Source organism: Sphingomonas silueang (genome assembly GCF_040049155.1).
Taxonomy (GTDB): Bacteria; Pseudomonadota; Alphaproteobacteria; order Sphingomonadales; family Sphingomonadaceae; genus Sphingomonas; species Sphingomonas silueang.
On record NZ_JBDZDK010000020.1, the window covers coordinates 28984 to 44799 of the forward strand.

A 15816-nucleotide genomic window follows, 5' to 3' on the forward strand; every position below is an offset into this window, starting at 1 on the left:
CGGCGGGTCAGGCGATCCGGTTGAACTTGGCGAAATCGGGCCGGGGCGAACGCGGATGCAGCCTGTCCCGGTCGCCATAGCCGAGCGTGGCGATGAAGTTGCTGCGCACCGACGGCGTGTCGGCGAAGAACGCCTTGTCCACCGCCGCATTGTCGAACCCCGACATCGGCCCGACGTCCAGCCCCAGCGCCCGCGCGGCGAGGATGAAATAGCCGCCCTGCAGCGACGAGTTGCGGAATGCGGATGCCTCGCGCAGCGGGGTGTTGCCCTCGAACCATGATTTGGCGTCAGCGGCGGGATAGAGTTCGGGCAGTTGCTCGTGGAAATCCACGTCCATGCCGATGATGACCGACACCGGCGCGGCGCGCACCTTGTCCGGGTTGGCCCCGGTGCAATGCGCGGCCAGCTTGTCCTTCGCCTCCTGCGACGTGCACCACACGATGCGTGCGGGCAGCTGGTTCGCGCTGGTCGGACCCCATTTCATCAGGTCCCAGATCGCGTGCAGCGTCGCTTCCTCGACCGGCCGGTCGGTATAGTGGTTGAAGGTACGGGCGGTGCGGAACAGCGTGTCGAGCGCCGTATCGTCGAGCGGCCGGGCCATCAGACTGCGCGAACCTCCGTGACTTCGGGGACATAATATTTGAGCAGCTGCTCGATGCCGTTCTTCAGCGTCGCGCTGGACGACGGGCAGCCCGAGCACGCGCCCTGCAACTGGAGGTAGACCTTGCCCTGGTCGAACCCGCGATAGACGATGTCGCCGCCGTCGTTGGCCACGGCCGGGCGCACCCGCGTCTCGATCAGTTCCTTGATCTGCTCGACGATATCCGCGTCGGCGGGATCGTCGGTGAAGGTCGCGTTCTCCGCCGGGACCGAAAAGCCCGCCGTCCCGGTCGTATGGAACAGCGGCATCCGCCCGCCGAAGTGATCGAGCAGCAGCGCGAGCACATCGGGCTTCAGGTCGCTCCACTCGCTGCCCGGCGCCTTCGTCACCGACACGAAGTCGCGTCCGAAGAACACGCCGACGACATCGCCCAGCGCGAACAGCTGCGTGGCCAGCGGCGAGGCTTCGGCCTCCTCGGGCGTCGCGAAGTCGCGGGTGCCGTTGTCCATGACGACCTGCCCCGGCAGGAACTTGAGCGTCGCCGGGTTGGGCGTGGGTTCGGTTTCGATCAGCATGGCCGCCATTTGGCGCGGGCAGGGCGGCGGATCAAGGGCGGCGACGGAAACGCTGCGTTCGGGGATCGCGTGGTCCGTCCGGCGTGCGCCGTTGCGTTGGACGGCGTCGATGGCTAACCCCCGACATCTTCATTGCGGGGATAGAACGACCGATGATCGAGACGCATCTGGCGAAGCTGCGCGCGCGCGACACGATCTCGGCGGAGGAGGAGGCGGTGATCCGCGCGTCGCTGGGCGAGGTGCGGACCGTGCCCGCGGGCACCACCTGCATCCGCGCGGGCGAGCGGCTGCACCACAGCACGCTGCTGCTCGACGGGTATATGTGCCGCTACAAGGACCTGCCCGGCGGCGAACGGCAGATCACCGAGATCCACACCTCGGGCGACTTCCTCGACCTGCACAGCTTCTCGCTGAAGATGCTCGACCATAATATCCTTGCGCTCACCACCTCGCGGGTCGTGCTGGTGGCGCATGCCCGACTGACCGAGATCACCGAGCGGCATCCGCACCTGGCGCGGGTCTACTGGTTCCTCACCACGCTCGACGCCGCGATCCACCGCGAATGGGTGCTCTCACTCGGGCGGCGCAGCGCGATCGAGCGGATCGCGCATCTGATCTGCGAGCTGCGGGTGCGCCTCGGGCTGGTCGGCATGGCGGACGATACGGGGTTCGAGCTGCCGCTGACGCAGGCCGACCTGTCGGACTGCACCGGCCTGACCCCGGTTCATGTCAACCGTACGCTGCGCGAGTTGCGCGAGCGCGGGCTGATGGAGTTCCGGAGCAAGCGGGTCACGATCCTCGATCCGGCCGGGTTGCAGGCGCTGGCCGAGTTCGACGACAGCTACCTGTACCTCCGCCGCGAGGATCGCTGATGAGCGCAGGCTGAACGTCGCGGGGCGTTCGGCTTTATATTTCGCGCATGCGGTCGATACTGGTCGCAGCGTGGCAACGACGCTACACCTGCCGCCATGGCATCCTTCGTACGCTTGGCCACGGGCGCATTCTCGACCCTGGCCCTGATCGCCGCGCCGCTCGCCGCGCAGACCGCCCCCCCGGCATCCTCGCCCGCGCCGCTCCGGCAGTTGCCGCCGCTGCAACCGGTGGCGCAGGGGCCGGACACGCCGTGGCTGTTCAAGGGCAGCGACATTCCGCCCGACCGGTCGTGGACCTATGGCGTGCTGCCCAACGGCCTGAAATATGCCGTGCGCAAGAACGGGGTGCCGCCGGGGCAGGTGGCGATCCGCGTCGCGATCGGCACCGGATCGCTGATGGAGACCGACAGCGAGCGCGGCTTCGCGCATCTGATCGAGCATCTGACGTTCCGCGGGTCGGTGCACGTCCCCGACGGCGAATCGAAGCGGGTGTGGCAGCGCCTCGGCGTCACCTTCGGCTCCGACAGCAACGCATCGACCAGCTTCACCCAGACGGTCTACAAGCTCGACCTGCCCGCCGCGACGCCCGCCGGGCTGGACGAGAGCATGAAGATCCTGTCGGGCATGATGACCGAGCCGACGCTGACCCAGGTCGCGCTCGATGCCGAACGCCCGGTGGTGCTGTCCGAACAGCGCGAACAGCCGGGGCCGCAGGTGCGGATGGGCGATGCCACCCGCGCGCTGTTCTTCGCCGGGCAGCCGCTCGCCGACCGCTCGCCGATCGGCAATGTCGAGACGTTGCAGGCCGCGACCGCCGCCAGCGTGAAGGCGTTCCACGACCGCTGGTATCGCCCCGACCGGGCGATCATCGTGATCGCGGGCGACGCCGATCCGGCGTTGCTCGAGGCAATGGTCAAGAAGCATTTCTCCGCGTGGAGCGGCACCGGCCCCGCGCCCGCCGAACCGAAGTTCGGATCGCCGGTCGCGGGCAAGCCGACCGCCGCCGCCACCGCCGAGCCCGCCGTGCCGCCGCTGGTGCAGATGGCGGTGCTGCGCCCGTGGACGATCGGCGACGACACCATCCTGTTCAACCAGGAGCGGATGATCGACCAGATCGCGTTGCGCATCCTCAACCGCCGCTTGGAGAGCCGGGCGCGATCGGGCGGCAGCTATATCTCGGCGGGGGCGAACCTCGACGACGTGTCGCGATCGGCGAACATCACCCAGGTATCGATCCTGCCGGTCGGCGACGACTGGCAGGCGGCGCTGCGCGACGTGCGCCAGACGATCGCCGACGCGATGCGCAACCCGCCGACCCAGGCGGAGATCGACCGCGAGATCGGCGAGATCCGCGCGGGCATGGAGAATGAGGTCCGCACCGCGCCGGTGACGGCGGGCGCGCTGCTCGCCGACAATCTGATTGAGGCGACCGACATCCGCGAGACGGTGGCCGGGCCGGAAACGTCGCTGCGCATCTTCGAGGGGGCCGTGACGAAGAAGTTCTTCACCCCCGCCCGCGTGCTGGCGGCGACGAAGAAGGTGTTCGCGGGCACCGCCACCCGCGCGCTGGTCAATACGCGCACCCCCGATCCGACCGTGCAGCCCAAGCTCGCCGCGGCGCTGGCGGCGAAGATCGCCGGGCGCACCGCTGCGGGCACGGGGCAGGGGGCGATCGGCTTCGACCGGCTGGCCCCGCTCGGCCCCAAGGGGACGATCGTGTCGCGCAGCATGGCGCTGGCCGATCCGCCGGTCGAGCGGGTCGACTTCGCCAACGGCGCCTCGCTGCTGCTGTTCCCCAACGAGTCCGAGACGGGCAAGGTCTATGTCCGCGTCCGCTTCGGCGGGGGGCTGAACGCGCTGCCTGCCGACCGCCGGACCCCGGCGTTCGCCGCCGACCTCGCGCTGGTCGCCTCGGGCATCCAGACGCCCAAGGGCGTGCTGGGGCAGGAGGAGCTGGACCGGCTGACCGGCGGGCGGCAGATCGGGCTGTCGTTCGGGATCGACGAGGATGCGTTCGTCCTGTCGGGCGTCACCACCGCCGCCGACCTGACCGACCAGCTGAAGCTGATCGCCGCCAAGCTGCAATCCCCGGCTTGGGACCCCAATCCCGTTGCGCGGGCGCGGGCGGTGATGCTGGCGGGCTATGACGGGATGGGCGCATCGCCCGACGGGGTGATGGCGCGCGACCTCGACGGGTTGCTGCACGACGGCGACCCGCGCTGGGGATCGCCCGACCGCAAGGCGATCGAGGCGCTCGACGCCGCGTCGTTCAAGGCGCTGTGGGCGCCGCTGCTGGCCAGCGGTCCGATCGAGGTGCAGGTGTTCGGCGACGTGACCCAGAGCGCGGCGGTCGATGCCGTCGCCTGGACGATCGGCGCGATGGCCCCGCGCAAGGCGGCGGGCGGCACCCCGCCGCCGGTCCGCTTCCCGGCGCATGTCGCGACCCCGGTCACGCGCACCCACAGCGGCCAGCCCAACCAGGCGGCGGCGGCGATCGCATGGCCGACCGGCGGGGGCAGCGCAGGGCTGACCGAAAGCCGCAAGCTGGAGGTGCTGGCGGCGGTGTTCCGCGACCGGCTGCTCGATCGGCTGCGCAGCCAGGCGGGGGTGAGCTATTCGCCCAATGTCGACAACGGCTGGCCGGTGGGGCTGCCCGGCGGCGGGCGGATCATGGCGATCGGCATGGTGCCGCCCGACCGGACCGACTTCTTCTTCCAGCTGGTGCGCGAGATCGCCGCCGATCTGGTGAAGACCCCGGTTCCGGCGGACGAGCTGGACCGGGCGAAGCTGCCGGTGGTGCAGCTGATCGCGCGCATGTCGAGCGGCAACATGTTCTGGATGAACCAGACGGCGGGCGGCACGCGCGATCCGGCGCGGCTGGCGGCGATCCCGGCGATCATCAACGACATCCGGGGCACCACCCCGGCGGAGTTGCAGGCGCTGGCCGCGAAATATCTGGTGCCCGGCAAGGACTGGTCGATGGCGGTGGTGCCGGAGAAGAAGTAGCGCCTTCCTCCCCGGCACGGGGAGGGGGACCGTCCGCGCAGCGGATGGTGGAGGGGGATCGCCACGCACGCATCGGCGGCGTTTGCGGATATCCCCCTCCACCAGCTTCGCTGGTCCCCCTCCCCGTGCCGGGGAGGAGCTTACGCCGTCGCCCGTACCCGATCCGGCGCGCTCGTCAGCAGCGCCACGACCCATACCGCGAACCCGCCGAGCGCCAGCCCCGCGCCGACCAGTCCGGTCGAGGTCCAGCCATAGCCCGCCGCGATCGCGAGGCCGCCTGCCCATGGCCCGATCGCATTGGCGGTGTTGAACGCCGAATGGTTGAGCGAGGCGGCGAGGCTCTGCCCGTCCCTGGCGATGTCCATCAGCCGCGTCTGGAGCACGGTGCCGAGCGCGCCGCCGATGCCGATCAGGAACACGATCGCCAGCATCGACCATAGCTGCCCCGCCGCCAGCGGATACAGCGCAAGCGTGGCCGCGCTCCACAGCAGCAGCGCGCCCGCGGTCGGCATCAGCGCGCGATCGGCGAAGCGCGGCACGACGATGTTGCCGACGGTCATGCCCACGCCGAACACCGCGAGTACCATCGGCACCGTGCCTGCCGTCGCGCCGGTCACTTCGATCAGCGTCGAGGCGAGATAGGTATAGACCGCGAACATGCCGCCGAAACCGATGGCGCCGATGCCCAGCGTCAGCCACAGCTGCGGCACCTTCAACACGCGCAGCTCGGCCAGCGGACTGGCGCGCCGGTCGCCCGCGTCGCGCGGCGCGACCCATGCGACCATCGCCATGGTCAGCGCGGCCAGCACCGCGACCACGCCGAAGCCCCAGCGCCAGCCGATCGCCTGCCCCAGCGCATTGGCCAGCGGCACGCCGACGATCGTCGCGGTCGTCAGCCCCAGCATCACCCGGCCGACCGCCTGCGCCCGCTTGTCCTCGGGCACCAGCGACGCGGCGACCAGCGCGGCGATCCCGAAATAGGCACCGTGCGGCAGGCCGCTGAAGAAGCGGGCGACCAGCATCGCCTCATAGGTCGGCGCGATCGCGCTGGCCGCATTGGCCACGCCGAAACAGGCCATCAGCGCGATCAGCAGCGTCCGCCGCGCCATCCGCGCGCCCAGCACCGCCAGCAGCGGCGCGCCGACCACCACGCCCAGCGCATAGGCGCTGATGACATGGCCCGCGGTCGGTTCGTCGATGTGCAGCCCGCTCGCGAAGAACGGCAGCAGGCTCATCGTCGCGAATTCGGTCGTCCCGATCGCGAACCCGCCGAGCGCGAGCGCGAAATGGACGAGGGCGGGGGAACGGACGGCGGACATGGCGGACTCCTTTGCTGCAATGCAGCATGAATTCCGCTATATGGTATCGGGACAGGTCGGATCAACCGTCGCTGCGATCGATGCGATATTCGATCGGCTTGAAACTGCCGCCGTTGGAATCCGGCGCGGAACAGGCGGTGAGCCCGATCACCAGATCCATCGCCGCGCGGAAGACGATGTGATCGCCCGCCTTGCTGAGTGGCGGCAACACGCGCAGCTTGCCGGTCGTGCCGTCGATGGGAACGTGCATGAAGCAGTTGAACGCCACGGGTATCCGGTCCGGCGCGACGCCATGGGGTTCGAGCGCGGCGGCGAGATTGCCGAAACAGCCGCGGTGCGGCGGCAGGTTCGGATAGAAATGATGGAAGGTGTCGTAGGAACAGGGGGTCAGCAGGAAATCATGCATGCCGACGCTGTCGTCGACGATCTCCAGCATCACCCGGCTGCGGTTGGAATAGAGGCGGTGGCCGGTGGTCAGCCGGATCGTCTCGGCATAGTCGAGCGTGCGACCGGACGAGATCACCTCGTCCAGATCGGCGGCGTTGAACGCCAGCAGGTCCGCCACCTGCTCGCCGCGCGGATCGATCACGGTCAGCAGTTCGCCCGCGTTCAGGCGAAAGGCGGTGCCCGAACGTTCGGGGATGACGTGGTTCACTTGGGCGACCCCGCATAATGGAACGGGCAGGACCAGCGATCGTCGACCACCCGCCCGCTATACTGCCGCGCCTCGCTGGCCGCACCATGGCGGGCGAGCATCGGGTTGCGGCTTCCCGCCAGCGCCTCGTCGCGCACGAGGATCTTCTCGCGCATCCCTTCATACTTGCCCTCGGCGCGCAGCCGCTCGAACTGGTCGTGCAGGTTGAACACCAGCGCGGGCCGCTCGAACCGGCGCGCCGGGCGGCTGGCATGGGGGTGCAGCCCGACGATGAAGAACGCCTCGCCGCCGAAGCTGAGCGAGAAATGCGGATTGTCGGGATCGGTGCTGACCCGCGCGTCATAATCCTGCCCGCGCCACACGTCCTTGTCCGACAGCGACTGTACCCGCTGCCACAGCGCCGCCTCGAACTGCGCCTCGGTGAGGTCGCCGGGGCCGTCGAACACCACCGCGAAGCTGCGGTACATCTGCCGGTCGGCGCGATACGCCTCGGCAAGGCGCATCAGCGCGTCGTGGATGCGCACATCGTCCCATGCGCTGTCGATCCGCGAGCAGGCCAGCACGTCGAGCGTGCCGCGCGCCATCGCCGATTTCGCGCCGACGCAGGGAAAGGCCCGGTCGTCGACATGGGCGAACAGCATGGCTTGCAGGCGATCCTGCGCTTCATGCTTCCAGTTGAACATTCTCGGAGATCCCGACCCGGTTGTTGGAACGGAAGTACGTTTCGTACCCGTTCCCGGTTCCAAGTCGTTGACCTGCCGTCATGAACCGGTAACAATCGACACCGTGAACAAACGCCTGCTGCTCGACGATTTCCTGCCCTATCGCCTGTCGATCGCGTCGAACCGCGTGTCCGACGCTATCGCCTCCACCTATCGCTCGCTGTTTGGGCTGCGCATCCCCGAATGGCGGCTGGTGACGGTGATCGCCGAGAGCGACGGCATCACGCAACAGGCGCTGTGCGTCGCGACCCGGATGGACAAGGTGACGGTCAGCCGCGCGGCGATCGCGCTGGTCGATCGCGGGCTGGTCGAGCGGCGCGCCAATACCGGCGACCAGCGCTCGCACCTGCTGACGCTCACCACCGCGGGGCGGACGCTGTACGACGAGGTCGCGCCCAAGGCGCTGAAGATCGAGCGCGACCTGTTCGCCGGGTTCAGCGCGGACGAGATCGACGTGCTGCGCGACATGCTGGCGCGGGTGCAGGCGGCGGCGGACCGGCTGGAAGGCGAGCGCGGCGACCCTCAATAGGCGTCGCGGCGCGGCTTCAGCTGCCGCTTGCTCGGCAGCGTGTCGGCCAGCCGCGCGCCGCGATGGCCCATCGGGCGGGCATGGCCGACGGTCGAATCGATCGCGGTCTGCCGCTCCGCCTCCGCATTGATCTCCGCGCCGATCAGGATCGCGAGGCTGGAAACGAACAGCCACATGAGCAGCACGACGACTGCCCCCAGCGCGCCGTAGGTCGCGTTGTAGTTGGCGAAATTGGCGGCATAGAAGCCGAAGCCGATCGTCGCGAGCAGCCACAGGATCGTCGCCGCGACCGATCCGACCGACAGCCAGCGCCACCGCGCCCGCGCCCGATCGGGGCCGTAGCGATAGGCGAAGGCGATGCCTGCGCTGGTGATCGCGCCCGCGACGGCCCAGGTCGCGATCTGGATCAGCACCGCGCCCGGCGTGCCGAGGAAGGCGACCGCGCCCTGCAACCACGTCAGCACGCCCGCCGAGACGATGCCGACCAGCACCGCGACGATCGCCGCGACGGTGATCATCGCCGACAGCAGCGTGGTAGTGATGATGCTGCGTTCGTCCTCTTCCTCATAGATGACGTTCAGCGCCTGGATGATCGCGCTCGCCGCGCGCATCGCGCCATAGATGGCGAGCAGCAGCGCCACGACCAGCCCCAGCCCGGCCTGCCGCGATGCGGTGGTGACGACCGCGATCAGCTGGTCGGAGATCAGCCGGGCGGCGTCGGCGGGCACCAGCTCGAAAATCGTCTGCATGTGCCGCGCGACCGTGGCGGTATCCGCGACGAGGCCGTAGGTCATCACGATCGCACCCAGCATCGGCACGATCGAGAGAAAGGCGTAGAAGGCCACGCCCGCCGCCATCAGCGTCAGATTGTGATAGCCGACCATGACATAGACCCGGCCGAAGATCGCCTTCCACGCGGGCCATGGATGCGCCCACGGATGGGTGGAATCGCTGCCGGGAATGGTCGCCGGATCGATTTGCGTCGCGCTTTCCGTCACTTGATTCCCCTTTCCGCACTGCAACGCGCGTGTCCGCGAACGGATGCAGCCGATGGTAGAAATGAACCAAATCCCGCCGACGTGCGTTGAGGGCGACAAGGGGGGTTGTGCGCTGCAACCCGGATAGACGGCACGGGGACGGCAGTTGGGGGCATTTCGCGCACGGACGATCGGGCTGCTGCTCGCAGGTACCATGAGCGTGCCCCTCGCGACCGCGCAGACGCAACCCGCGACCCCGCCCGCCGTTCCCGCGACGCAGGACGCGCCGATCGTGCCCGATGCCGAGTTCGATGCAGCACTCCCGCCGCTGTCGGGTGACATCAACGCGCCGCTCGAACCGATCCGGGGTTTCGAGGCCGCGCCCGCCCCCGATGCCGCACCCGTGCAGCTGCGCCCGACCGTGCCCGCCACCGAAGCGCAGGTGCCCGCCGAGACGCTGCCCGACGCGGTGCTGCCCGAGGCGGCCGAGCTGGCGCAGCCGCTTCCGCCGCTCAACGGCTTCGACGTCAATCCGAACGACGTCGCCGATGCCAAGACGTCGCGCGCGGTCGAGATCCGCTACGATACGGTCGTCAACGGGCTCGACGCGATCGACGGTACGTCGCAGTTCAGGTCGCTGTCCGCGCTGGAGGAAGGCGACGGCAAGGCGGCGAACGCGACGATGGTGCAGGCGCGTGCCAAGGAGGACGAGCAACTGGCGCTGCGCATCATGCGGGCCAAGGGCTATTACGACGGCACCGTCACCTCCGCGATCGAACAGCCGCAGGGCGGGCGGCTGCGCGCGGTGGTGACGGCGGTGCCGGGCAAGCTCTACACGCTGGAGTCCGTCACCATCAACTCGCAGCCGACGAGGCCTCCCAATCTGGTGCAGCGCGAACTGCCGCTGAAGGCGGGCGACCCGATCGATGCCGAACGGATCCAGGCGGCGGAGGCCAATGTCAGCCTGAAGCTGCCGCAGCAGGGCTATCCCTTCGTCAAGGTCGGCGAGCGCGACATATTGCTCGACGATGCGACGGTGACGGGCGCGTACACGCTGCCGGTCGATACCGGGCCGAGGTCGTCGTTCGGCACCTATTCCACCACCGGCAAGCTGGCGTTCGATGCCGGGCATGTCGGCGTGCTGGCGCGCTTCCGCGAAGGGCAGCTGTACGACAGCCGCAAGGTGGACGATCTGCGCGCCGCGCTGGTCGCGACGGGGCTGTTCTCCAGCGTCTCGGTCGAGCCCGAGCGGACCGGACGGATCGCCGCCGACGGGACCGAGCAGGTCAACCTGCTGGTCCGGCAGGACGCAGGCCCGGCGCGGACGCTGGCGGGCGAGGCGGGATACGGCACCGGACAGGGCATCCGGGTCGAGGGATCATGGACCCACCGCAACCTGTTCCCCCCCGAAGGCGCGCTGATCGTCCGCGGCGTCGCGGGCACGCAGGAACAGGGCGCGGGCGTCACCTTCCGCCGGTCCAACGCCGGGCGGCGCGACCGGACCTTCCAGCTGCTCGCCAACGCCAGCCGCACCGATTACGATGCGTTCGAGGCGTTCACCGGCACGCTCGGTATCCGCTGGTCCTATGATTCCACGCCGATCTGGCAGAAGCGCTTCACCTATGCGTTCGGGGCCGAACTGATCGGCACCAACGAAGACACCTACGACTTCACGGTCGCCGAGCGGCGGCGGCGGACCTATGGCATCGCCGCCATCCCGCTGTTCGCCGGGTTCGACACCTCCGACAATCTGCTGAACCCGACCAGGGGGTTCCGCGTGAAGCTGAACGTCAGCCCCGAAGGCGCGGTATCGGACGGGGTGCGCCCCTATGGCCGCTTCATGGTCGAGGGGACCGGCTATTATCCGATCGGCGAGAGCATCGTGATCGCGGGCCGTGCCCGGGCCGGATCGATCCAGGGGATCGCCCGCGACGACCTTGCCCCCTCGCGGCGCTATTATGCGGGCGGCGGCGGATCGGTCCGCGGCTTCGGCTTTCAGGAACTGGGGCCGCGCACGCCCGAGGTGGACGAGGACGGCAACAACCTGAACCGCCCGATCGGCGGGCGCAGCCTCAACGAATTCGCGATCGAGGCGCGCTACCGCTTCGGCAATTTCGGCATCGTGCCGTTCCTCGATGCCGGGCAGGTATATGAGGGGCCGCTGCCCGATGCGTCCGACCTGCGCTTCGGTGCGGGGATCGGCGGGCGCTTCTACACCAACTTCGGGCCGCTGCGCGTCGACGTGGCGACGCCGATCGGCAGAAGGCCGGGAGAGTCGAAGATCGCGCTCTATATCTCGATCGGGCAGGCATTCTGATGGCCGAGCAACCGACCTCCACCGCGACCGACACCGTGATCGTGCGCAAGCAGCCGCTGTGGGTGCGCATCCTGAAATGGATCGGCATCGCCGTCGCGGTACTGTTCGTTCTGGTGGCGGCGCTGATCTTCGCGCTGAACACCGGGCCGGGCAGGGGCTTCCTCGTCCGGCAGCTCGACGGCTACACCACCGCGTCGGGGTTGAAGGTCAATGTCGGGCGGATCGACGGTTCGCTCTATGGCGCGCTGACCATCCGCGACCTGCGGCTGAGCGATACGCGCGGCGTGTTCGCCTATTCGCCCGCGATCGCGCTCGACTGGCGGCCGTTCGCCTTCGCCAACGGCCATGTTGATGTGCGCAGCCTCGCCAGCCCGCTGGTGCGTTATGCCCGCAATCCGGTGCTGAAGGACACGCCGCCGGGCGATCCCAACGCGCCGCTGCTGCCCGATTACGACATCGACGTGAACCGGCTGAAGATCGACCGGATCGAGGTCGGCCCCGCCGTGACCGGGCAGCGGCATATCGCATCGCTCGACGGGCAGGTACATATCGCCGATCGTCGCGCGCAGGTGTCGGCGAACGCGCTGACCATCGCCGCGCCGGGCGTGGCGGGCGGCGACCGGATCGCGCTGAAGCTCGATGCGGTGCCCGACGACGACAGGTTCGACATCGCCGCGCGCGTGACCGGCCCGGCGAACGGCATGATCGCCGGGATGGCGGGGCTGAAGGCGCCGATCGCTGCGACGATCGACGGGCAGGGCAGCTGGAGCAACTGGCGCGGGCGGCTTGCGGGCACGCTCGGCGGGCGTCCGCTCGCCGATCTGGCGATCACCGGGCGCAGCGGTACCTTCACCGTGCGCGGATCGACCCGGCCGGGTCTCATTCTGGCGGGGCCGGTCGAACGGCTGACCGCACCGCGGCTCGACGTGGCGATCGATGCCACCTTGCAGGACCGCAAGGCCGATACCCGCATCCAGCTGCGCTCCAGCGCGCTGGCGGTGAATGCGGCGGGGATGCTCGACCTTGCCAACAGCCGGTTCGGCAATTTCCGGACCGAGGCGATGCTGCTGACGCCGGGCGCGATCGCGCCGAACCTGAACGGGCGATCGGTGCGGGCGGCGGTGGTGCTCGACGGCGGCTTCGGCACGCCGACGGTGGACTACAAGGTGCAGGCGGCGGCGCTGGGCTTCGGCGAGACGATCGTCGAGCAGCTCTATGCCGAGGGGCGGGCGACCGTCGATGCCGATCGCATCCTGATCCCGATCAACGCGCGGGCCAAGCGCATCGCCGGGCTGAACGCCGCGGTCGGCGGGCTCGTCACCAATGTCGCGATCAACGGCGACCTCGCCATCTCGGGCGATCAGGTGCTGTCCGACAATCTGCGCATCCGTTCCGACCGGATCGACGCGACCGCGATCGTCGCCGCGAACCTTTCGACCGGGCGCTATACCGGCGCGATCAAGGGGCGGATCAACGAGTATGAGGTCGCCAGCATCGGCATCCTCAACCTGACCACCGACGCCAGCCTCTATGCCGCGCCGAACGGCGGCTTCGGGATCAAGGGGCGGGTGGTCGCGCAGACCACGCGGCTGTTCAACGAGGGCGTGCGCAATTTCCTCGGCGGGAACGTGTCGACGACGCGGGCCGATGTCGCGGTCGATCCGGACGGGATCGTCCGCTTCGCCAATGTGCGGATGAACGCGCCGCAGTTCCGCATCCTGAACGGATCGGGCCGCTATGACCCGGCGGGGCCGCTGCTGTTCAATGCGCAGGCGGTGTCGAACCAGTACGGCCCGCTGACCGCGCAGGTGACGGGGACGGTCGCCGCGCCGCAGATCCTGCTGCGCGCCGCCCGGCCGGGCGTCGGCATCGGCCTCGCCAATCTGGAAGCGCGGGTGCGGGGCCAGGGTGATCGCTATGCGATCGAGGCGACCGGCGGCACCGACTACGGGCCGTTCCGCGCCGATGTGGTGATCGGCACGTCGCCCCGCCTTGCGGTCGACATCCGTTCGGCGACCTTTGCAGGCATGAACATCGACGGGCGCGTCGAGGCGACCAACGCGGGGCCGTTCGCGGGCCGGGTCAACTTCGCCGGATCGGGCGTGGCGGGCATCGCGCGGCTGTCGGCGGAAGGACGCTACCAGCGGGCCGATGTCAACGCGCGTGCCCTCAACGCGGTGATCCCCGGCAACATGGGGCTGCGCATCGGGCGGGCGATCGTGACCGGCACCGCCATCCTCTATGACCAGCCGCAGATTGTGGCGGACGCGCAGATCGCCAATCTGTCGATGGGCGACTTCGTGCTCCAGCGTTCGCGCGCGAAGGTGAATTATCGCGGCGGCAACGGCACCGCGCAGCTCTTCGCCGAAGGATCTTCGGGCGTGCCGTTCAGGGTCGCGGCGAACGCGCAATTGCGCCCCGACAATTATCTGGTGGCGTTGCAGGGCGTGGCGAACAACATCCCGTTCCGCACGGTCAATCCGGCGCGGATCGCCCCTGCGACCGGCGGCTATCGCCTGTACCCGACGCGCATCGACTTCGCGCAAGGCTCGATCCGGGCGGCGGGCGTCTATGGCAACGGCGTGTCGATCCAGACCCGGCTCGACCGGCTCGACCTGTCGATCATCAACGCCTTCGTCCCCGGCACCGGGATCGGCGGCAGCGCGACCGGCAGCCTCGACTTCGCGCAGGCGGCGGACCAGAGCTTCCCGCGTGCCGATGCCCGGCTGACGATCCGCAATTTCCAGCGCACCAGCCTCGCCGCGATCTCCGATCCGGTCGATGTGGTGTTCGCGGGCGACCTGCGCCCCGAAGGCGGCAGCGGACGCGCGCTGATCCGGCAGGGGCAGGCGACGGTCGGGCGGATGGTCGCCAACCTGCGCCCGCTGCCGCCGGGCAGCGGTTCGTGGGTGACGCGGATGCTGGCGGCACCGCTGTCGGGCGGTATCCGCTATAACGGTCCGGCGGGCGTGCTGTTCTCGTTCGCAGGGCTTGCGGACCAGCAGTTGTCGGGCGCGATCGGGGTCGCCGCCGACTTCGCCGGGCGGGTACAGGCACCGCAGCTGACCGGCGTGGTCCGCGCCAACGACCTGACGTACGAGAACGAGACGCTGGGCACCCGGCTGACCAACCTCGGCATCAACGGGCGCTTCACCAACGACCGGTTCGAGCTGGTGCAGCTGCGCGCCAGGGCGGGCAACGGCACCGTCGCGGCGCAGGGCAACGTCGGCCTCGCGGCCGACAGCGGCTTCCCGATCGATGTGCGGGCGCAGCTGCGCGATGCGCAACTGGCGCGCAGCGACGCGCTGGGCGCGACCGCCACCGGCGACATCCGCATCCAGAACGGTCGCGACGGCGGGCTGATCTCGGGCGATCTCGTCATTCCCGAGGCACGCTATCAGATCATCCGCCAGGGTGCCGCCGAGGTGCCCGAACTGACCGGGGTCCGCCGCAAGAGCGACGCCAACCGGCCCGCCCGGCAGCAGCCGCAGGCGTCGGCCTCCGCCGGGCTGTTCCGCCTTGCGCTGCGCGTCCGTGCCGACAACCGGCTGTTCGTGTCGGGCATGGGGCTGGAATCGGAATGGCAGGCCGACCTGCGCATCGCGGGCACCTCCGCCGCGCCGACGATCAACGGGCAGCTGCGGCTCGTGCGCGGCACCTATTCCTTCGCGGGCAAGCGGTTCGAGGTCGAGCGCGGCATCATCCGGTTCGAGGGCGAGAATTTCGCCAATCCGGTGATCGACATTTCGGCGACCACCACCGCCGAGGGCGTGACCGCGACGATCAACGTTACCGGCACCGCGCAGGCGCCGCAGATCGCCTTCACCTCCACCCCCGCGCTGGCGCAGGACGAGGTGCTCTCGCGGCTGCTGTTCGGCAGTTCGGTGACGAACCTGTCGGCGACCGAGGCGATCCAGCTCGCCGCCGCGCTCAATTCGCTGCGCGGTTCGGGCGGGGGCGGGCTCAATCCGCTGGGCAAGCTGCGCTCGGCCACCGGTTTCGATCGCCTCCGCGTGCTGGGCGGCGACGAGGCGAGCGGGCGCGGCACCAGCCTCGCGGCGGGCAAGTACCTCACCGACGACATCTATATCGAGATCATCACCGACGCGCGCGGCTTCACCGCCACGCAGATCCAGATCGCGCTGACCCGCACCCTGTCGGTGCTGTCGCAGACCGGGTCGTTCGGCGGATCGAACGCATCGGTACGCTACAGCCGGGATTACTGATCCTTGTGCCGCCGGGC

Annotated in this window: 11 protein-coding genes; 5 read left to right on the forward strand and 6 right to left on the reverse strand. The window is 69.4% G+C overall.

The window, feature by feature from the left end:
* Positions 1 to 7: 7 nt before the first annotated feature.
* Both ABLE43_RS16370 and ABLE43_RS16375 read right to left on the reverse strand, forming a co-directional pair.
* On the reverse strand, positions 8 to 601 hold the full coding sequence (locus ABLE43_RS16370) for a malonic semialdehyde reductase (protein ID WP_348979451.1): 594 nt from the start codon (positions 599 to 601) through the stop codon (positions 8 to 10).
* A complete protein-coding gene (locus ABLE43_RS16375; protein WP_348979452.1) occupies positions 601 to 1176 on the reverse strand; it encodes a NifU family protein in 576 nt (191 codons plus the stop codon). Before ABLE43_RS16375 ends, ABLE43_RS16370 begins: the two co-directional genes overlap by 1 nt.
* Before the next feature lie 152 nt (positions 1177 to 1328).
* On the opposite strand from ABLE43_RS16375, the gene ABLE43_RS16380 reads away from it, so the two are divergent.
* Positions 1329 to 2048 carry a Crp/Fnr family transcriptional regulator gene (locus ABLE43_RS16380; protein ID WP_348979453.1) on the forward strand — a complete coding sequence of 240 codons (720 nt, stop codon included), beginning with the start codon at positions 1329 to 1331 and terminating at the stop codon, positions 2046 to 2048.
* A 114-nt stretch (positions 2049 to 2162) separates the two neighbouring features.
* Positions 2163 to 5054, forward strand: coding sequence for a M16 family metallopeptidase (locus tag ABLE43_RS16385; protein ID WP_348979454.1), 2892 nt, complete (start codon positions 2163 to 2165; stop codon positions 5052 to 5054).
* Between the two features lie 140 nt (positions 5055 to 5194).
* Here ABLE43_RS16385 and ABLE43_RS16390 read toward each other — a convergent pair whose 3' ends face one another.
* The 3 genes from ABLE43_RS16390 to gntA form a co-directional block, all read right to left on the reverse strand.
* On the reverse strand, positions 5195 to 6373 hold the full coding sequence (locus ABLE43_RS16390; RefSeq protein WP_348979455.1) for an MFS transporter: 1179 nt from the start codon (positions 6371 to 6373) through the stop codon (positions 5195 to 5197).
* 61 nt (positions 6374 to 6434) lie between these two features.
* Complete coding sequence (locus ABLE43_RS16395) at positions 6435 to 7028, reverse strand: DUF1989 domain-containing protein (protein WP_348979456.1); 594 nt, start codon at positions 7026 to 7028, stop codon at positions 6435 to 6437.
* On the reverse strand, positions 7025 to 7711 hold the full coding sequence (gntA, locus tag ABLE43_RS16400; protein WP_348979457.1) for a guanitoxin biosynthesis heme-dependent pre-guanitoxin N-hydroxylase GntA: 687 nt from the start codon (positions 7709 to 7711) through the stop codon (positions 7025 to 7027). The genes ABLE43_RS16395 and gntA overlap by 4 nt, the downstream gene beginning before the upstream one ends.
* Before the next feature lie 103 nt (positions 7712 to 7814).
* On the opposite strand from gntA, the gene ABLE43_RS16405 reads away from it, so the two are divergent.
* Entirely contained in the window at positions 7815 to 8279 is a 465-nt protein-coding gene (locus ABLE43_RS16405) for a MarR family winged helix-turn-helix transcriptional regulator (RefSeq protein WP_348979458.1), read from the forward strand.
* On the opposite strand, the gene ABLE43_RS16410 is transcribed toward ABLE43_RS16405, so the two are convergent.
* Complete coding sequence (locus tag ABLE43_RS16410; protein WP_348979459.1) at positions 8273 to 9277, reverse strand: YihY/virulence factor BrkB family protein; 1005 nt, start codon at positions 9275 to 9277, stop codon at positions 8273 to 8275. The two genes, ABLE43_RS16405 and ABLE43_RS16410, sit on opposite strands and share 7 nt — an antisense overlap.
* A 193-nt stretch (positions 9278 to 9470) precedes the next feature.
* Between ABLE43_RS16410 and ABLE43_RS16415 the strand changes: the two genes are divergently transcribed.
* Both ABLE43_RS16415 and ABLE43_RS16420 read left to right on the forward strand, forming a co-directional pair.
* Entirely contained in the window at positions 9471 to 11573 is a 2103-nt protein-coding gene (locus ABLE43_RS16415; RefSeq protein WP_348979460.1) for an autotransporter assembly complex protein TamA, read from the forward strand.
* Positions 11573 to 15799, forward strand: coding sequence for a translocation/assembly module TamB domain-containing protein (locus ABLE43_RS16420; RefSeq protein ID WP_348979461.1), 4227 nt, complete (start codon positions 11573 to 11575; stop codon positions 15797 to 15799). The genes ABLE43_RS16415 and ABLE43_RS16420 overlap by 1 nt, the downstream gene beginning before the upstream one ends.
* Positions 15800 to 15816: the final 17 nt, after the last annotated feature.